This is a genomic window from Lysobacter sp. Soil_C_15, from assembly GCF_057657315.1.
Genome location: NZ_JBDGIR010000012.1, coordinates 31,749 through 47,600 on the forward strand (window position 1 = coordinate 31,749; position 15,852 = coordinate 47,600).

A 15,852-nucleotide genomic window follows, 5' to 3' on the forward strand; every position below is an offset into this window, starting at 1 on the left:
ACGGGACTCGAACCCGCGACCTCCGGCGTGACAGGCCAGCATTCTAACCGACTGAACTACCACTCCGCGTTTTGAACTCGGTGCAACCGAACCCGACTCGTACCCGCTTGGATCCCGTCCTTGGACGGATCCGGCAGAAGACCAGGCCCAACCTGGTGGGTGCTGAGGGTTTCGAACCCCCGACCCTCTCCTTGTAAGGGAGACGCTCTACCGCTGAGCTAAGCACCCCGAGTCTAGGGTTCCGCTGGCGACCGCCCCTGGCAGCCCCGGCGAGTTGCTTAGTTTACAGCGTCCTTCAGAGCTTTGCCAGCCTTGAAGGAAGGATTCTGCGAAGCGGCGATCTTGATGGTCTCGCCGGTCTTCGGGTTGCGGCCCTGGCGGGCTGCGCGCTTGCGCACCTGGAAGGTGCCGAAGCCAACCAGCGTAACAGTGTCGCCCTTCTTGAGCGCCTTGGTAACGACATCGATCAGCGCGTCAACGGCAGCGGTAGCGTCGGTCTTCGACAGCTCTGCGGTTTCGGCGACTGCCGCTACGAGTTCGGCCTTGTTCATTATTTTCTTTACTCCTATGCGGATAGACCGCGTGTTCTGAGAATCGCCGCGACGTTGCGGCGTCGCTACGATCAAGCGAGCCGCGTCGCAGTTTTGTGATGAATGCCTGCGACGCGGTTGCGGTCGTTATACCAGCGGCATATTAGGGGCGCAAGCTGGAAAGCTAGCTGTGGCGCGGCTTTCAGCGGTTTTCGACGTTTCCGACAGGCGGCCCGAATCAGTGCTTGACGTCGGGCTGAGTCGCTGCCTTGCCGCTCTCGCGCACCGGGATTTCTCCCTCCCCGGAAGCGCTCGGCGGCGCGATCGGACGCTCCAGTGCGAGGTCGAGCACTTCGTCGATCCAACGCGCCGGCACGATCTTCAGCCCCTGGGTCACGCTCTTGGGCAGGTCGGCCAGATCCTTGCGGTTCTCGTCCGGGATGATCACCGTGCGGATGCCGCCGCGCAGCGCGGCGAGCAGCTTTTCCTTCAGTCCGCCGATCGGCAGCACGCGCCCGCGCAGGGTGATCTCGCCGGTCATCGCCACGTCGGCCTTGACCGGGTTCTTGGTCAGCATCGACACCAGCGCGGTGGCCATGCCGATGCCGGCGCTGGGGCCGTCCTTCGGCGTCGCGCCCTCCGGCACGTGCACATGCACGTCGTGCTTCTGCAGGAACTCCACGTCGATGCCCAGCCGCTCGGCGCGCGCGCGCACCACCGACAGCGCCGCCGACGCCGATTCCTTCATCACGTCGCCGAGTTGGCCGGTCAGCAGCAGCTGGCCCTTGCCCGGCACCAGGGTCGCTTCGACCTGCAGCAGGTCGCCGCCGACTTCGGTCCAGGCCAAACCGGTGACCAGGCCGATCTCGTTGGCTTCCTCGGCGCGGCCGAAGTCGTAACGGCGCACGCCCAGGTACTTCTCCAGGTTCTTGGAGCCGACGCTGACCGCGCCTTCCTTGCTCTTCTTCTTCGGTCCGGCCAGGGCGATTTCCTTGACCACCTTGCGGCAGATCTTGGAGATCTCGCGCTCCAGGTTGCGCACGCCCGATTCGCGGGTGTAGTAGCGCACGATGTCGCGCACCGCCGACTCGGCGATCTTGATCTCCTCGGCCTTCAGGCCGTTGGCCTTGATCTGCTTGGGCAGCAGGTAGCGCATGGCGATGTTGAGCTTCTCCTCCTCGGTGTAACCCGGGATCCGGATCACTTCCATGCGGTCCAGCAGCGGACCGGGAATGTTGAGCGAGTTGGAGGTGGCGACGAACATCACCTCGCTGAGGTCGAGGTCGACTTCCAGGTAGTGGTCGTTGAAGGCGTTGTTCTGCTCCGGGTCGAGCACTTCCAGCAGCGCCGAGGACGGATCGCCGCGGAAGTCCATCGACATCTTGTCGATCTCGTCGAGCACGAACAGCGGATTCTTGCTGCCGACCTTGTTGAGGTTCTGCACGATCCGGCCCGGCATCGAACCGACGTAGGTGCGGCGGTGGCCGCGGATCTCGGCCTCGTCGCGCACGCCGCCCAGCGACATGCGCACGAACTTGCGGTTGGTGGCCTTGGCGATCGACTGGCCGAGCGAGGTCTTGCCCACGCCCGGCGGGCCGACCAGGCACAGGATCGCGCCCTTCATGTTCTTCACCCGGGTCTGCACCGCGAGGTACTCGAGGATGCGTTCCTTGACCTTCTCCAGGCCGAAGTGGTCGGCGTCGAGCACGTCCTGCGCGGCCTTGAGGTCCTTGCGGATCTTGCTGCGCTTCTTCCACGGCACGCCCAGCAGCCAGTCCAGGTAGTTGCGCACCACCGCGGCTTCGGCCGACATCGGCGACATCTGCTTGAGCTTGTTGAGCTCGTTCTTGGCCTTGGTCTCCACCGGCTTGGGCATGCCGGCCTCGGCGATCTTGCGCGCGAGCTCGTCGACGTCGTTGGGCGCGTCGTCGATCTCGCCGAGCTCCTTCTGGATCGCCTTCATCTGCTCGTTGAGGTAGTACTCGCGCTGGCTCTTCTCCATCTGCGACTTGACCCGGCCGCGGATGCGCTTCTCCAGCTGCTGGACGTCGATTTCGCCGTCGACCAGGCCGACCAGCTGCTCCAGGCGCGCGCCGATCTCGTGCGTTTCCAGCAGCTTCTGCTTGTCGCCGATGCGCACGCCCAGGTGGGCGGCGACGGTGTCGGCCAGGCGGCCGGGCTCGTCGATGCCGGCCAGGGTCTGCATCAGCTCCGGCGGCAGCTTGCGGTTGGTCTTGACGTACTGCTCGAACAGGCCCATCAGCGAGCGGGCGATGGCCTCGATCTCGCGCTCTTCGCGGTCGACCACCGGCTCGACCGACGCGGCCTGGCCGGACAGCGCGCCGTCGGCCTCGACCACTTCGGTGACGCGCACGCGCGACACGCCCTCGACCAGCACCTTGATGGTGCCGTCGGGGAGCTTGAGCAGTTGCAGCACCTGGGCCAGGGTGCCGATCTCGTACAGATCGGCGGCGCCCGGGTCGTCGGTCTCGGCGGACTTCTGCGCGACCAGGAGGATGCGCTTGTCCGCTTCCATCGCCAGGTCGAGGGCGCGAATCGACTTGTCGCGGCCCACGAACAGCGGGATCACCATGTGCGGGAACACGACCACATCGCGCAGCGGCAGCACCGGCAGGGTCATGAATTCGGCGGAAGACTGAGTCATCGGGGGTCTCGACAAGCGTGGGGTGAGGATGCCGGGGCATCCAGGCTCCCGTTATGGGGGTGCCGGCCCGAGAGCGCAAGCAATGCCTGCCGGGCGGCCCGCAAAATCGACAAAAACCTCTTGAAAATCATCGCTTTGTGATACAAAGCCGAGCCCGGGACAGAGCATTCCAGCCGCCCGCCCATCGCCAGGACGCCACCGATGCAACGACTGCAGGACGCCATCGATCAATACAACGCAAGCCGGGCCCGCTACTGGGACGACGACTACACCACCTTGCTCGCCGCCGGCCCGGCTGAGCCGGCGCAGCTCGAGCGGCTGCAGGCGCTGGAGCCGGCACCGCTGCCGGCCGAACTGGTAGCGTTCTATCGCCGCTATGGCGGCCTGCACAACCAGGACAACACCGAGTCCCATTGCATGGAACTGCCGGCGCCGGGGCAGTTGGCCGATGGCCTGGAGCAGGCCGACGGCTACGCCCGGATCCGCTCGCTGGGCCTGGTCGACATGATCGTCTACAGCTGGGGCAACGACCGGCCGGAGTTCGCCCCCGGCCGCGCCTTCTCGCAAGCCGACCTGGACGAGCTGAACGGGCGCTACCGCTGCTACGGCTGGTACCGCACCGACACGGTGCTGGAAAGCGCCTGGTATCTGTACGCCGACCCGGACGGCCGCTTCGGCGCCCTGTTTTACGACCAGGACCGGTTCGACGCGGCTGCGCGCGAGCTGCGCGCCCTGCTCGCCGCCAGCCCGGCCCGGCAGAGCCTGGAGCAGGCGCTGTGCGAGGGCGTGGCGCGGATGCGCGCGGCGATGGTCGAGTGGTGCGACGAGGGCGCCTGAACGGGCAGCCCTGGTCTGCGGCGACCGCCCCGCTCGCGATCGGGCGCAAGTCGCCGGCGGAGCCGAAGCGAGCCGGCCCGGCTGCGCGGACTCGCCCCCGCCTCGAGCGCGGCCAGAAACGAATCGCCCCCGCCGGAGCGGGGGCCACAAACGAACAGCCCCCGCCAAGGCGGGGGCGGGAACTCACTCGGCCGAAGCGACCTTGGGCTGGGCCGGCGGGTTCTGGTAGATCAGGTAAGGTTCGGACTTGTGCTCGATCACCGACTCGTCGACCACCACCTTGCTGACGTTCTCCAGCGAGGGCAGTTCGTACATCGTGTCCAGCAACACCGACTCGACGATGGTGCGCAGGCCGCGCGCGCCGGTCTTGCGCTTGAGCGCCTTGCGCGCGATCGCCGCCAGCGCGTCCGGACGGAACTCGAGCTCGACGCTCTCCATCTCGAACAGCTTTCGGAACTGCTTGGTGATCGCGTTCTTGGGCTCGGTCAGGATCGAGATCAGCGCCGCCTCGTCCAGTTCCTCCAGGGTCGCGACCACCGGCAGGCGGCCGACGAATTCGGGGATCAGGCCGAACTTGATCAGGTCTTCCGGCTCGACCTCGGCCAGCACCTTGCCGATGTCGGCCTTGCGCTCGCTGCTCTTGACCTTGGCGCCGAAGCCGATGCCGCCGGCCTCGGTGCTGCGCTGCTGGATGATCTTGTCCAGGCCGGCGAACGCGCCGCCGACCACGAACAGGATGTTGCGCGTGTCGACCTGCAGGAATTCCTGCTGCGGATGCTTGCGCCCGCCCTGCGGCGGCACGCTGGCGATGGTGCCTTCGATCAGCTTCAGCAGCGCCTGCTGCACGCCTTCGCCGGACACGTCGCGGGTGATCGACGGGTTGTCGCTCTTGCGCGAAATCTTGTCGATTTCGTCGATGTAGACGATGCCCTGCTGCGCCTTCTCGACGTCGTAGTCGCACTTCTGCAACAGCTTCTGGATGATGTTCTCGACGTCCTCGCCCACGTAGCCGGCTTCGGTCAGCGTGGTCGCGTCGGCGATCGTGAACGGCACGTTGAGCAGGCGCGCCAGGGTCTCGGCGAGCAGGGTCTTGCCCGAACCGGTCGGCCCGACCAGCAGGATGTTCGACTTCGACAGTTCGACGTCGTCGTTCTTCTGCCGGCTCTCGATGCGCTTGTAGTGGTTGTACACGGCGACCGCGAGCGTGCGCTTGGCGCGCTGCTGGCCGATCACGTACTGGTCGAGCACCTCGAGGATCTCGCGCGGCTTGGGCAGGTGGCTGCGCGCCGACTGCGCCTTTTCCTCGAGCTCCTCGCGGATGATGTCGTTGCACAGCTCGACGCACTCATCGCAGATGAACACGCTCGGGCCCGCGATCAGCTTGCGGACCTCGTGCTGGCTTTTACCGCAGAACGAGCAATACAGGATCTTGTTGCTGTCGCCCGTGCTGCGTCCTTGTCGATCGTCGGTCATGCGTTGGCCCGTTGGTGCTCTAAATCGTACTCGTGTTCCGGAGCGGTTCCGGCGGCCCGGGCCGCCGCAGCTCGTTCAGCTGTCACGGCCCGAGGATAACACAGCGGTCCGCCCCCGCCTTGGGTCGGGGGCCGGACGGTTATCCGATGCGGATCAATGGCTTGCGGCCCGCGTCGTTCAGACCGACTGGATCGTCTCGTCCGGACGGCGTTCCAGCACCTGATCGACCAGGCCGTAGTCGCGGGCGGCCTCGGCGCTCTTGAAGTTGTCGCGCTCGGTGTCGCGCGCGATGGTCTCCAGGGACTGGCCGGTGTGCTTGGACAGGATCTCGTTGAGCCGCTGGCGCAGGGTCAGGATCTCGCGAGCGTGGATGTCGATGTCGGTGGCCTGGCCCTGGAAGCCGCCCAGCGGCTGGTGGATCATGACCCGCGAGTTCGGCAGCGCCAGGCGCTTGCCCTTGGCGCCGGCGGCGAGCAGCAAGGCGCCCATGCTGGCGGCCTGGCCGATGCAGATCGTGCTCACGTCCGGCTTGATGTACTGCATGGTGTCGTAGATCGCCATGCCGGCGGTGACCACGCCGCCCGGGGAGTTGATGTAGAAGTTGATGTCCTTCTCGGGATTCTCGGCTTCCAGGAACAGCATCTGGGCCACGATCACGTTGGCGACGTGGTCGTCGACGCCGCCGACCAGGAAGATCACCCGCTCCTTGAGCAGGCGCGAATAGATGTCGTAGGCGCGCTCGCCGCGGCTGGTCTGCTCGACCACCATCGGCACCAGGTTGAGGGCTTTGGTCAGGTTATCCATTTCGACGGCACCTATTGACTGACATAGAAGTTGCGCTTGTTAACGCAAGCGCGGCCCGACCAACTTGGGGCCGGCCGGGCCGCAGCGCAAGAGGCGCGCTTGCTAATTGCTTGCGCGCCGGCGCGAACGCCCGATCGGGCATGCTCGCGCCGGCACGGACCCGGCTCAGGCCGGGCGGATCGCTTCGCTGAACGACAGCGGCTGCTCGGTGTGCTGGGCGCGCTCGGCGATCCAGTCGATCACCTGCTCTTCCATCACCCGGTTCTGCAGGCCGGCCATCAGCTGCTGGTCGTTGCGGTACAGGTCGATCACCTGCTGCGGCTCCTCGTAGGTCGAGGCGATCAGGCGCAGGGTCTCGTTGACGCGCTTGGGCTCCAGGCGCAGCTCGTTGCGGCGGGCGATCTCGCCGACCAGCAGGCCGACCAGGACGCGCTTGCGCGCCGCATCCATGTAGTTCAGGTGGGCGTCGGCCGGGGCTTCGATCTGGCGGCCCTGGCGGCGGGCCTGCTCGACGGTCTGCCAGACCATGTCGCGGGCTTCGGCCTCGACCAGCTTCGGCGGCATTTCCACCGACTCGTAGGCGGCGATCAGCTGCTCGCCGACTTCGCGGCGCAGGCGGGTCATCAGCGCGCCCTTGAGCTCGCGCTCCAGGTTGGTGCGGATGTCGTTGCGGAACTGGTCCGCTTCGCCGCTCTTCACCCCGAAGCTGCGGATGAACTCGGCGTCGACTTCCGGCAGGACCGGCTCGGAGACGTTGTTGAGCTTGAGGTGGACCTTGGCCTGCTTGCCGGCCAGCTGCGGCGCGCGCCAGTCGGCCGGGAACTCGACCTCGGCGACGGTCTCCTCGCCGGCCTTGACCCCGACCAGGGCCTCTTCCAGCGGCTTGAACATCGATTCCGAGCCGATCACGGTGCTGCCGTATTCGGCGCCCTCGGCCGGGAAGCGCTCGTCGCCGATCTCGGTCCAGGTCTCGACCTCGACCACGTCGCCGGCCTGGGCGGCGCGCTCGACCTTCTGCAAGGTGCGGCGCTGCAGGCGCAGGTTCTCGATCATCGCGTCGATGTCGGCATCGGCGACTTCGGCGGTATGGCGGACGATGTTGAGCTTGGACACGTCGATATCGCCGAAGTCGGGCACGACTTCGAAGGTGGCGACGTAGGACAGGGTCTCGCCGGCGTCGGCGGCCGGCTCGATGCGCGGCTGGCCGGCGATCTGCAGCTGTTCCTGGCGCACGGCGTTGCTGAAGCCTTCGCGCAGCATGCCGTCGAGGATCTCGGCGCGCACCTGCGCGCCGAAGCGCTGCTCGATGACCTTGGCCGGCACCTTGCCCGGGCGGAAGCCCTTGATCTTGGCGCCGCGCGCGATCTCGCGCAGGCGGCCGCCGACCTGGTTCTCCAGGTTCTCGGCCGGGAAGCTGAAGGTCAGTCGGCGTTCGAGCGAGCCCAGCGATTCGAGCGAAACTTGCATATCCACTCCTGCGACCGCGGCCCCGCCGCGGCACGAATGTTGATGATCCTGTCCGGCCGCCGGCTATAGCGACAGCGCCAGCCAGCGGAACTTGCTAGTTTGGCCGATAAAGGCCGCCGCTGCCAGCGCCGGCGGGCGGCAAGTCCCCTCCGGACGAGGTTTTGCGCGCGGTTCGGCGGTTTTTGCGCCGCCGCGGCGGCCCGGGCGGGGACGGGGGCGGGTCCGCCCACCGCTACCCAACGGTATCCCGGGGCATTGAGACGCTCCACCCTGCGGGCATGGGTGCCGCACCCGCGATCGCCGGCCAAGGCCGCCCTATTGCGGAATCTGCGCCAGCAGCAACGACTGCCGCCGGTTGGCCTTGTGGTGCATGGCCAGCGCCCAGGCCAGCTCCGGCTTGGACCGGAGCACCAGGCCGAAGCTATCGCGGATGCAGCGGTCGATGCGCGGGCCATGCCCGCCGAGCAACCCGTCGACCAAGGCCGGAACCACCCGTTCGAGCAGCGACGGATGTTCGCCGACCGCGGCTGCCAGGGCCCGCAAGGCATGCGAGCGCCGCAGGTGGTGCGGCTCGCTCTGCGCCAGTCGCACCAACTTCGCGACCTGCCCTCCCGCCGCCTCGCTGCCGGCATCGGCCAGGCCACGGATCGGCCAGGCCGATACGGTCACGATGCGGTTGACCTCGTCCTGTTCCCAGGCGGCCGCCAGCGCCGACATCAACGTCCGCTCGCGCTCCGGGCCGCTCAGGTACTCGGCCGCCATCGACAAGGCCTGGCAGCGGTACCAGGGGTGCCTGATGGCGCGCGCCGTCGCGAGTGCGCGGGCGGCGTCCAGCGGCGCGAGTTCGCCGGCGCGCTTGCGCCCCGCTATGTCCTCCCGGTTGACGTCCATTGCGCTCATGCCGGTTCCTTCCGATGCCGGCCGCCCCGTGCAGGGCGCCCCGGGGACGGTTCATGCGCTCCAGCCGACGCTGGCCGGCGCGACGGCGCAATCCCTCTTCTCGCACGGTATCGGGCTTCGGGCCGTGTCGACCTGTCGTCCAAGACGGGCTGAGGTCGCCGGAGGGGTTGGTCGGCCATTGCGGCGTTCGTGGCGGACCGTTCCCGACCCGCCGGCGTGGTGCGAAAGGCGGGACTCGAACCCGCACGCCTTGCGGCGCTGGAACCTAAATCCAGTGCGTCTACCAATTCCGCCACTTTCGCATGCGCCTCGCGCGGTGCCGGCGCATTCTAGCGGCCGCGCCGGGGGAACCGCCACGGCCGTCGCGCTCGCCGCCGTCGGCACGCCCTCTCGCCCGCCTGGGGTACGGCACGGCCTTGCGAGGGCGCTATCCTCGCCCGTCCCCAGCGGAGAACGCCCGTGCGCGAGCTGTACCCGGAAATCGAGCCCTATCGCAGCGAACGTCTGCAAGTCGACGCGATCCACGAACTGCACCTGGAGGAATGCGGCAACCCGGACGGGCTGCCGGTGCTGTTCCTGCACGGCGGCCCCGGCGCCGGGGTCTCGCCCTATCACCGCCGTTTCTTCGATCCGGCGCGCTATCGCATCGTCCTGTTCGACCAGCGCGGCGCCGGCCGCTCGACGCCGGCCGCGGAACTGCGCGAGAACACCACCTGGCACCTGGTCGCCGACATCGAAAAGATCCGCGCCCATCTCGGCATCGAGCGCTGGGTGGTGTTCGGCGGCTCCTGGGGCTCGACCCTGGCCCTGGCCTACGCTCAAGCCCATCCCGAGCGCGCGCTGGGCCTGGTCCTGCGCGGCATCTTCCTCGGCCGCGATTTCGAGCTGCGCTGGTTCAACGAACTCGACGGCGGCGCGCGCTACATCTTCCCCGAGCGCTGGGCGCGCTACCTGGCCCACATCCCGGCCGAAGAGCACGGCGATCTCACCGAGGCCTACTGGCGCCGGCTCGACAGCGAAGACCCCGAGGTGCGCCTGGCCGCGGCGCTGGCCTGGAGCGACTGGGAAGGCGGCAGCACCACCCTGGTCCACGACCCCGACGGCGCCGACACCCGCGAGGAGCCGCAGGTCGCAGTCAACGTGGCGCGCAACGAGGCGCACTACTTCCGCAACCGGGTCTTCCTGCAGCCGGACCAATTGCTGCACGGGGTCGACCGGATCCGCCACATCCCGGCCACGATCGTGCACGGCCGCTACGACATCATCTGCCCGGTCGCCAGCGCGATCGACCTGGCCCGGGCCTGGCCCGAGGCCGAGCTGCGCATCGTCCTGGCCGGCCACAGCGCCGCCGATCCGGCGATCGTCGACGCCCTGGTGACAGCCACCGACGCGCTGGCCGACCGCTTCGGTTGAGCCATCGCCCGGCGCCTGCCTTCCAGGGCAGGCGCCGGGCGCGCCGCGGCAACCATCGCGGCAACCATCGCGGCGATCGACCGCGATCGCGCCGGTCGCGTCGGCGGACGGCGCGCAAGGCATACCGATCGCGCCCGGCAGCGATGCGCCGCTACCGGGAGCCGCATCGGCGGCGTTGGTATATTGCGATCCTTCACCCCGGCGACGGAGGCTCCGACGCATGGATCGCGTACTGCTCAAGCTGGACGACGCGGCGCCGACCTGCCGGATCGGCTACCAGACCGGCGCGGCGCTGCTGGTCGAAGCGCTGCGCAGCGACGGCACGCCGCTGGTGGCGGTGCGCTTGCGCGACTGCCTGATCGTGCGGGTGCAGAACGACCGTCCGCGACTGGCGGCCACCGGGCGCGCGGTGCCCGTGGATTTCCTGCTGATGGAATTCACCGGCGACAGCGACTTCAAGCAGGAAGCCGGCGGCTGCTACACCCGCGAGCAGGGCGAGCCGAGGCACTTCTATCTGAGCGTCGGCGACGAAACCATCGACGTGATCGCTTTCGCCGAGCCGGAGATCCTCCGCTAGGCGAGGCCCCGCCCCCCCGGCGTGCGCAGCGCGCACAGCTGCTGTGCGCGCGCACGGCTGCCTGGGTTCCGCGGCGGCGCGCAGCATGGCGCCTCCCATCCACAGGCCCACGCCCATGCGACTGACTTCCCTGCTCGGCATCGCCACCCTCGGCATCGCCGCCCTCGGCCCGCTCGACGCGAGCGCCGCCCAGGCCCATCCCACCATCCGCGCCCTGGCCGGCGCCGCGCCGGTCGCCGAACTGCAGGCCGACAAGACCGTGCTGGTGGTGATCGACTTCCAGAACGAGTACTTCGCCGGCGGCCGCATGCCGATCCCCGACGGCGCGGCGGCGCTGCGCCAGACCCAACGCCTGCTCGACTTCGCCGACCGCCATCGGATCCGCGTGGTCCACGTCCGCCACGTGCTGCCGGCCGGCGCGCCGCTGTTCGCCGAAGGCGGCGAAACGGCGAAGTTCCATCCGGCGATGCGGCCGCGCAAGGACGAACCGGTGGTGCAGAAGGACACGGTCAGCGTATTCGCCGGCGCCTCCGCCGCGGCGATGGACCGGCTGCTGCGCGAGGCGAAGGCCGACACCCTGATCCTGGCCGGCCTGCAGACCCACGCCTGCGTCGCCGGCGCCGCGCGCGACGCCGCCGCGCGCGGCTACAAGGTGCTGGTGTCCTCCGACGCCACCGCCACCCGCGACCTGGACCTGCGCGACGGCGCCCGCATCGGCAACGCGCAGCTGCATGCCGCCGCCCTGGCCGAAATCGAAGACGCCTTCGGCGACGTGATGCCGACCGAGCGGATTCTCTCGTTGCCGGTGCGCTGATACCCTGGGTCCGAACGCGGCATCCGCACTGCGCGGATGCCGCCCTGTCGATGCGATGGCGGAGGCCGCGATGGATCAGTTGTCCGCGATGCGCACCTACCGCTGCATCGTCGAAGCCGGCAGCTTGACCCGCGCGGCCGAACGCCTGGGTACCACCCACACTTCGCTCTCGCGCCAGCTGCGCCAGTTGGAAGAACACCTGGGCGTGCGCCTGCTCAACCGCAACAGCCGCGGCCTGGCCGCGACCGAAGCCGGCCAGCGCTATTACCGCGACTGTCTGGATATCCTCGAACGCGTCGACGCCGCGCGCCAGGCGCTGAGCGCAGACGCCGCGCAGCCGGCTGGCCGGCTGCGGCTGAGCCTGCCGCACGCGATCGGCGCCCTGGAACTGGCGCAGTGGCTGCCGGAGTTCATGCGCCGCCATCCGCAGATCGAACTGGACCTGTCCTGCGACGACCGCATCGTCGACCTGGTCAAGGGCGGCTTCGACCTGGCGATCCGGATCAGCGAGGCGCTGGCCGACAGCCGCCTGGTCGCACGCGAACTGGCCGCGTTCGAACGCGTGCTGGTGGCGGCGCCGTCCTACCTCGCCCGGCACGGATTGCCGCGCGCGGTCGCCGAGTTGGCCGACCATCGTCTGCTGGCCTATGCCGGCGACGGCCGCGGCCTGGCGCTGGGTCCGCAACGCGGCGAAGAGTCGTCGGTCGAATTCGACGCCCGGCTGCGGGTCGACTCGATCCTGTCGCTGCATGCCGCCGCCGTGGCCGGCCTCGGCATCGCCGCCTTCACCTTTCCGACCGTGCGCGATGACCTGGCCGCGGGACGCCTGCTGCGGGTTCTGCCGCAACATCACGCAGGCCGGCGCCGCTATTACGCGGTCTATCCGAACGCGCGCCAGTTGCCGCCGAAGGTGCGCGCCTTCGTCGAGTACCTGCGCGCGCACTACGCCGCGGCGGCCTTACCGCCGCGGGACTGAGCCTGCCGTCCCTTGCGGCGTCCGCCGGCGCATCAATTGGGGTGAAACAGCATCCCCGCGACCTGCTCCAGGAACCGCACGCAATCGCAGGCCGCCGCTTCGCCGTCGCAGACGATGCCGTACAGCATGGCCTGGTAGCGGCCGCTGCGCGGATCGCGTTGCGCGCTCCAGACCCGGTTCTGCCCTTCGCCGAGGCACTCGGGCTTTTGCCGCGCCCACTCCTCCGGCCAGGGAAAGGCGCGCTCCACCTCGGGCGGGCTCGCGACGGCGAGCGCGCCGAGGCGAAGCCCAGCGCCTGGGTCGGCGATACGAAGACCGTCACCGACACATCGACCCGATACTCCGCCCGCGTCGCCGCTTCAGTGCCCAAGGACCGACTCCGGCAGCTTCATCCCCGGCGTCCAGCCGCTGCGCTGCAGGAAGGCCTTGGGATCGTCCATCTCGATGATCGCCTTCAGCGCCGCCTTGCGGTCCTTGGACTGCAGGTAGTAAGCCTTGACGATGCGGTAACCGACCCAGTAGCCCAGGTCGTAAGGCTGGTCGGAACCCGGGCGGTAGTCGTAGAACCACTGGCTGATATCGGTGCCGTGCATGTCCTCGACGAACGCGGCCTCGATCTGCGCTTCCTTGCCGCGGGTCCACTGCGCGTGCTTGCCGTTGCCGACCCCGCCCGAGGTCAACTCGGCCAACAGTTCGGCGGTGCCTTCGGCCAGGGCGTAGCGCAGCACCGTCGCGTTCGGGTCGCCCGGCTCGAACTCGGTCTGCAGGGTCTGCTGGATATGGCCGTATTCGTGGGCGATGACCCGGACGAAGCGCTCTTCCAGGTCGGGATGCATGATGTCCGCGGCGCACAGCGCTTCCAGCCCCAAGGTCACGCCGGCCGGGTTGGTGATCCCGACCGGCTTGCCGCGCCCGACCACGATCGCCACCGGCGGAAACTTCGCCTGCGGGTACAGCTCGGCCAGTTCGGCGAACACCGGCAGCAGGCGCCGCTTCACCGCCGGCAACACCGCCAGGCAGTCCTTGGCCTTGGCGTAGAGCGCCGGCTCCGCGTTCATCCGCTCGGCGATGCGCTGCGCGGTGACCCGGCGCGCCTGGGCGAACTCGCGCAGGCTCTGGGTGCCCTGGGCCAGATAGTCCCGTTCGATCTGCTCCACCGTCGGCCGGCCGCCGGTGGCGTCGTACAAGGCGTAGAAACGGGTCACATCGTCGGTGCGGATGTCCGGCCCGCGGCGCGGTTCGGCCGTCGCGGCGGCGGCCGCGACCAGGGCGGCGAACAAGGCGGCAAAACGCAACAGTCTGGGCATGGTCCTGGGTCCTGATGAGGCGCGGCGCGGTGCGGCGTCGGTCGGCCGCGTCTGCGGCGAAGGGCCGGGGTGCGAACGATGGCCCGGCTCACTCCAGGCCGGGGTCGCGCGGCACCCCGGCGGAACGGCGCAAACGCAACGCGCGCGCCGCCGCAAGCGCCGCGGCGCCGACGGGCGGCGCACGGATCGGCGGGTGCGGCGACGCGGTCCCACGGTGCATTGCCGAGCGGGTCGACTCGCGCATCACCGCACATCCGCGGCGCGACCGGAAGTGTTTTTTTGTGACCGGACTCGATCGCCGCTCGCGGCGGCGACGTCCGGCGCGCGGACGCGCAACGCAGGCCGGACACGTCCCCCCTTCGCCGATGCGCCGCCCTATTCTCCGCGCAGCCCGCGTCGGCCAGAATCGAGCGCCCGCCTCCACCTTCGCCCGCCATGCCCGCCCCACCCCGCCAGGACCTCTGGACCGGCACCCTGCTGCTCGGCGAGCACGTCGCGGTACTGCAGGGCCGGGCCGGCGGCAGCCTGCGCCATGCGCACTACGCGCATCAACTGCTGCTCAGCGAGCACGCGCCGTGGCGGGTCGAGATCGACGGCGAGCGGCACGAGGGGCGACGCTTGTGGCTGCCCTCGTTCCAAGCCCATGCCGTGCTCGACGCGCCGACGGACGGCTGCACGGTATTTCTGGAACCCGGCCATGCCGACGTCGCCGCGGTGCTGCGGCAACTGCCGCAACTGCCGGCGCGCTTGCCGGCGTTGCAGCCCTTGCTGCCCGGCCTGTGCCGCGCGCAAACGCTGGACCGGCGCCTGCGCGCGGCCATCGCCGAGATCGGCGCGCGATTGCCGGACGGCATCGCCGCGGCCGACATCGCCCAGGCCGCGCACCTGTCGCCGAGCCAGTTGCACCGGCGTTTCCAGTCCGACCTGTCCATCACCCTGCGCGGCTGGGTGCTGTGGCGGCGCCTGCGCCATGCCCTGGTCCGCCACCTGGCCGGCGACAGCCTGACCGCCAGCGCGCATGCCGCCGGCTTCGCCGACCTGGCCCACCTGTCGCGCAACCTGCGGCGCATGTTCGGCATCGGCGCGGCGCAATTGCGCGAGTTGCGGTTGCGCGACTACGCCGACTGAGCGCCGGAACGCCGCAGCGCCGCCGGCAAGGCCGGTTCGGCCTGCTTCGGCAGGCGCGCGAACGGCGCCCGCAGTTGATCGAGATAGTCGCGCGGGTAATCCGGCTGGCTGCCGATGCCCAGGTCGCCGCCGCCGATCCGATAGCCGGGCGCGTCGAAGGCGGTGCCGAGCACGCGGTCCCAGACGGTGAAGAACAGGCCGAAATTGACGTCGCCGGCGGTGCCGTAGCGCAGGTGATGGAAGCGGTGCAGCGGCGCCCAGGCCATCAGCCGCCCCAGCGGTCCCGGCCGCGTGTCGACGTTGGAATGCTGCAGCAGCAGTTGTGTCGCGATGGCGAAAGCCAGCACCGCCGCCACCGGCTGCGGCATGCCGAGCAGCAGCAGAGGCAGCACGCCGCCCAGCGCTTCGACCGCCTGGTGCAGCGGATGCTTCATCAGGCCGTTGAAGCCGTACATGCGGGTCACGCTGTGGTGCACCGCGTGCAGGCGCCACAGCCAGCCGACGCGATGGCTGGCGTAGTGCATCAGGGTGATGCCGAGGTCGGCGCCGATCACCGCCAGCAGCAGCTGCGCCGCGAACGGCCACTGGCTCGGCCAGGCCTGCCACGGCACCCACGCCGCCGCCAGCGGCACCAGCGCGATCGAGGCCAGGTTCAGGCTTTCGTTGACCAGCGCATGGGCGACATCGCGGCGTCGATCGCCGTGGCCGCGGTTGAATTCGGGATCGTAAGGCCAGCAGCGCTCGGCCAGGAACGACAGCGCTATCGCCAGCGCCAACAAGGCCAGCAACCATAGCGCGTTGCCATGACGATAACCGACCCACCACGTCGCCGCAGCGACGAATCCGATCAAGAACACAGGCGCATACACACGCAATATCCAACTTTTCACGGTCGCTTCCGCACCGAACGGGAGCCACAGCCTCGCCTGCGCGGCGGGCGCGCGGCTTGAACAAACCGCGC

At 69.2% G+C, this 15,852-nt stretch carries 15 protein-coding genes and 2 tRNA genes; 6 read left to right on the plus strand and 11 right to left on the minus strand.

Going from position 1 to position 15,852, the window contains the following annotated elements; genetic code table 11:
• Positions 1 to 153: 153 nt before the first annotated feature.
• The 3 genes from AC3A57_RS21005 to lon all read right to left on the minus strand — a co-directional run bounded on the left by AC3A57_RS21005 (position 154) and on the right by lon (position 3,195).
• A tRNA-Val gene (locus AC3A57_RS21005) sits at positions 154 to 228 on the minus strand.
• Positions 229 to 278: 50 nt separating this feature from the next.
• Positions 279 to 626, minus strand: a complete 348-nt coding sequence (locus tag AC3A57_RS21010) for an HU family DNA-binding protein (RefSeq protein WP_255595399.1) — start codon at positions 624 to 626, stop codon at positions 279 to 281.
• A gap of 142 nt (positions 627 to 768) precedes the next feature.
• Positions 769 to 3,195 (minus strand): endopeptidase La, encoded by a 2,427-nt coding sequence (gene lon / locus AC3A57_RS21015; protein ID WP_487580677.1) that lies wholly within the window; start codon positions 3,193 to 3,195, stop codon positions 769 to 771.
• 201 nt (positions 3,196 to 3,396) lie between these two features.
• On the opposite strand from lon, the gene AC3A57_RS21020 reads away from it, so the two are divergent.
• The gene (locus tag AC3A57_RS21020; protein WP_487580678.1) at positions 3,397 to 4,032 is read left to right on the plus strand and encodes a hypothetical protein; all 636 of its coding nucleotides are present in this window, start codon (positions 3,397 to 3,399) and stop codon (positions 4,030 to 4,032) included.
• A gap of 183 nt (positions 4,033 to 4,215) precedes the next feature.
• On the opposite strand, the gene clpX is transcribed toward AC3A57_RS21020, so the two are convergent.
• From clpX to AC3A57_RS21045, 5 genes are all read right to left on the minus strand, one after another.
• On the minus strand, positions 4,216 to 5,505 hold the full coding sequence (clpX, locus tag AC3A57_RS21025; RefSeq protein WP_487580679.1) for an ATP-dependent Clp protease ATP-binding subunit ClpX: 1,290 nt from the start codon (positions 5,503 to 5,505) through the stop codon (positions 4,216 to 4,218).
• Between the two features lie 177 nt (positions 5,506 to 5,682).
• Entirely contained in the window at positions 5,683 to 6,309 is a 627-nt protein-coding gene (gene clpP / locus AC3A57_RS21030; RefSeq protein WP_221673281.1) for an ATP-dependent Clp endopeptidase proteolytic subunit ClpP, read from the minus strand.
• 165 nt (positions 6,310 to 6,474) lie between these two features.
• A complete protein-coding gene (gene tig, locus AC3A57_RS21035; protein ID WP_487580680.1) occupies positions 6,475 to 7,776 on the minus strand; it encodes a trigger factor in 1,302 nt (433 codons plus the stop codon).
• A 315-nt stretch (positions 7,777 to 8,091) separates the two neighbouring features.
• Positions 8,092 to 8,676, minus strand: a complete 585-nt coding sequence (locus AC3A57_RS21040; RefSeq protein WP_487580681.1) for a hypothetical protein — start codon at positions 8,674 to 8,676, stop codon at positions 8,092 to 8,094.
• A 217-nt stretch (positions 8,677 to 8,893) separates the two neighbouring features.
• A tRNA-Leu gene (locus AC3A57_RS21045) sits at positions 8,894 to 8,978 on the minus strand.
• Positions 8,979 to 9,135: 157 nt separating this feature from the next.
• Between AC3A57_RS21045 and pip the strand changes: the two genes are divergently transcribed.
• The 4 genes from pip to AC3A57_RS21065 all read left to right on the plus strand — a co-directional run bounded on the left by pip (position 9,136) and on the right by AC3A57_RS21065 (position 12,456).
• Entirely contained in the window at positions 9,136 to 10,089 is a 954-nt protein-coding gene (gene pip, locus AC3A57_RS21050; protein ID WP_487580682.1) for a prolyl aminopeptidase, read from the plus strand.
• A 220-nt stretch (positions 10,090 to 10,309) separates the two neighbouring features.
• Positions 10,310 to 10,666 (plus strand): hypothetical protein, encoded by a 357-nt coding sequence (locus AC3A57_RS21055; RefSeq protein WP_487580683.1) that lies wholly within the window; start codon positions 10,310 to 10,312, stop codon positions 10,664 to 10,666.
• A 115-nt stretch (positions 10,667 to 10,781) separates the two neighbouring features.
• On the plus strand, positions 10,782 to 11,480 hold the full coding sequence (locus tag AC3A57_RS21060) for a cysteine hydrolase family protein (RefSeq protein ID WP_487580684.1): 699 nt from the start codon (positions 10,782 to 10,784) through the stop codon (positions 11,478 to 11,480).
• Positions 11,481 to 11,550: 70 nt separating this feature from the next.
• Positions 11,551 to 12,456, plus strand: coding sequence for a LysR family transcriptional regulator (locus tag AC3A57_RS21065; RefSeq protein WP_487580685.1), 906 nt, complete (start codon positions 11,551 to 11,553; stop codon positions 12,454 to 12,456).
• A gap of 32 nt (positions 12,457 to 12,488) precedes the next feature.
• Here the strand turns inward: AC3A57_RS21065 and AC3A57_RS21070 are convergent, their stop codons facing one another.
• Positions 12,489 to 12,704 carry a hypothetical protein gene (locus AC3A57_RS21070; protein ID WP_487580686.1) on the minus strand — a complete coding sequence of 72 codons (216 nt, stop codon included), beginning with the start codon at positions 12,702 to 12,704 and terminating at the stop codon, positions 12,489 to 12,491.
• A 111-nt stretch (positions 12,705 to 12,815) separates the two neighbouring features.
• Positions 12,816 to 13,763: a DUF2268 domain-containing putative Zn-dependent protease gene (locus AC3A57_RS21075; RefSeq protein WP_487580687.1), complete on the minus strand. Its 948-nt coding sequence runs from the start codon at positions 13,761 to 13,763 to the stop codon at positions 12,816 to 12,818.
• Positions 13,764 to 14,198: 435 nt separating this feature from the next.
• Between AC3A57_RS21075 and AC3A57_RS21080 the strand changes: the two genes are divergently transcribed.
• Positions 14,199 to 14,891: a helix-turn-helix transcriptional regulator gene (locus tag AC3A57_RS21080; protein ID WP_487580688.1), complete on the plus strand. Its 693-nt coding sequence runs from the start codon at positions 14,199 to 14,201 to the stop codon at positions 14,889 to 14,891.
• Here AC3A57_RS21080 and AC3A57_RS21085 read toward each other — a convergent pair.
• The gene (locus AC3A57_RS21085; RefSeq protein ID WP_487580689.1) at positions 14,879 to 15,781 is read right to left on the minus strand and encodes a sterol desaturase family protein; all 903 of its coding nucleotides are present in this window, start codon (positions 15,779 to 15,781) and stop codon (positions 14,879 to 14,881) included. The genes AC3A57_RS21080 and AC3A57_RS21085 overlap by 13 nt on opposite strands.
• Positions 15,782 to 15,852: the final 71 nt, after the last annotated feature.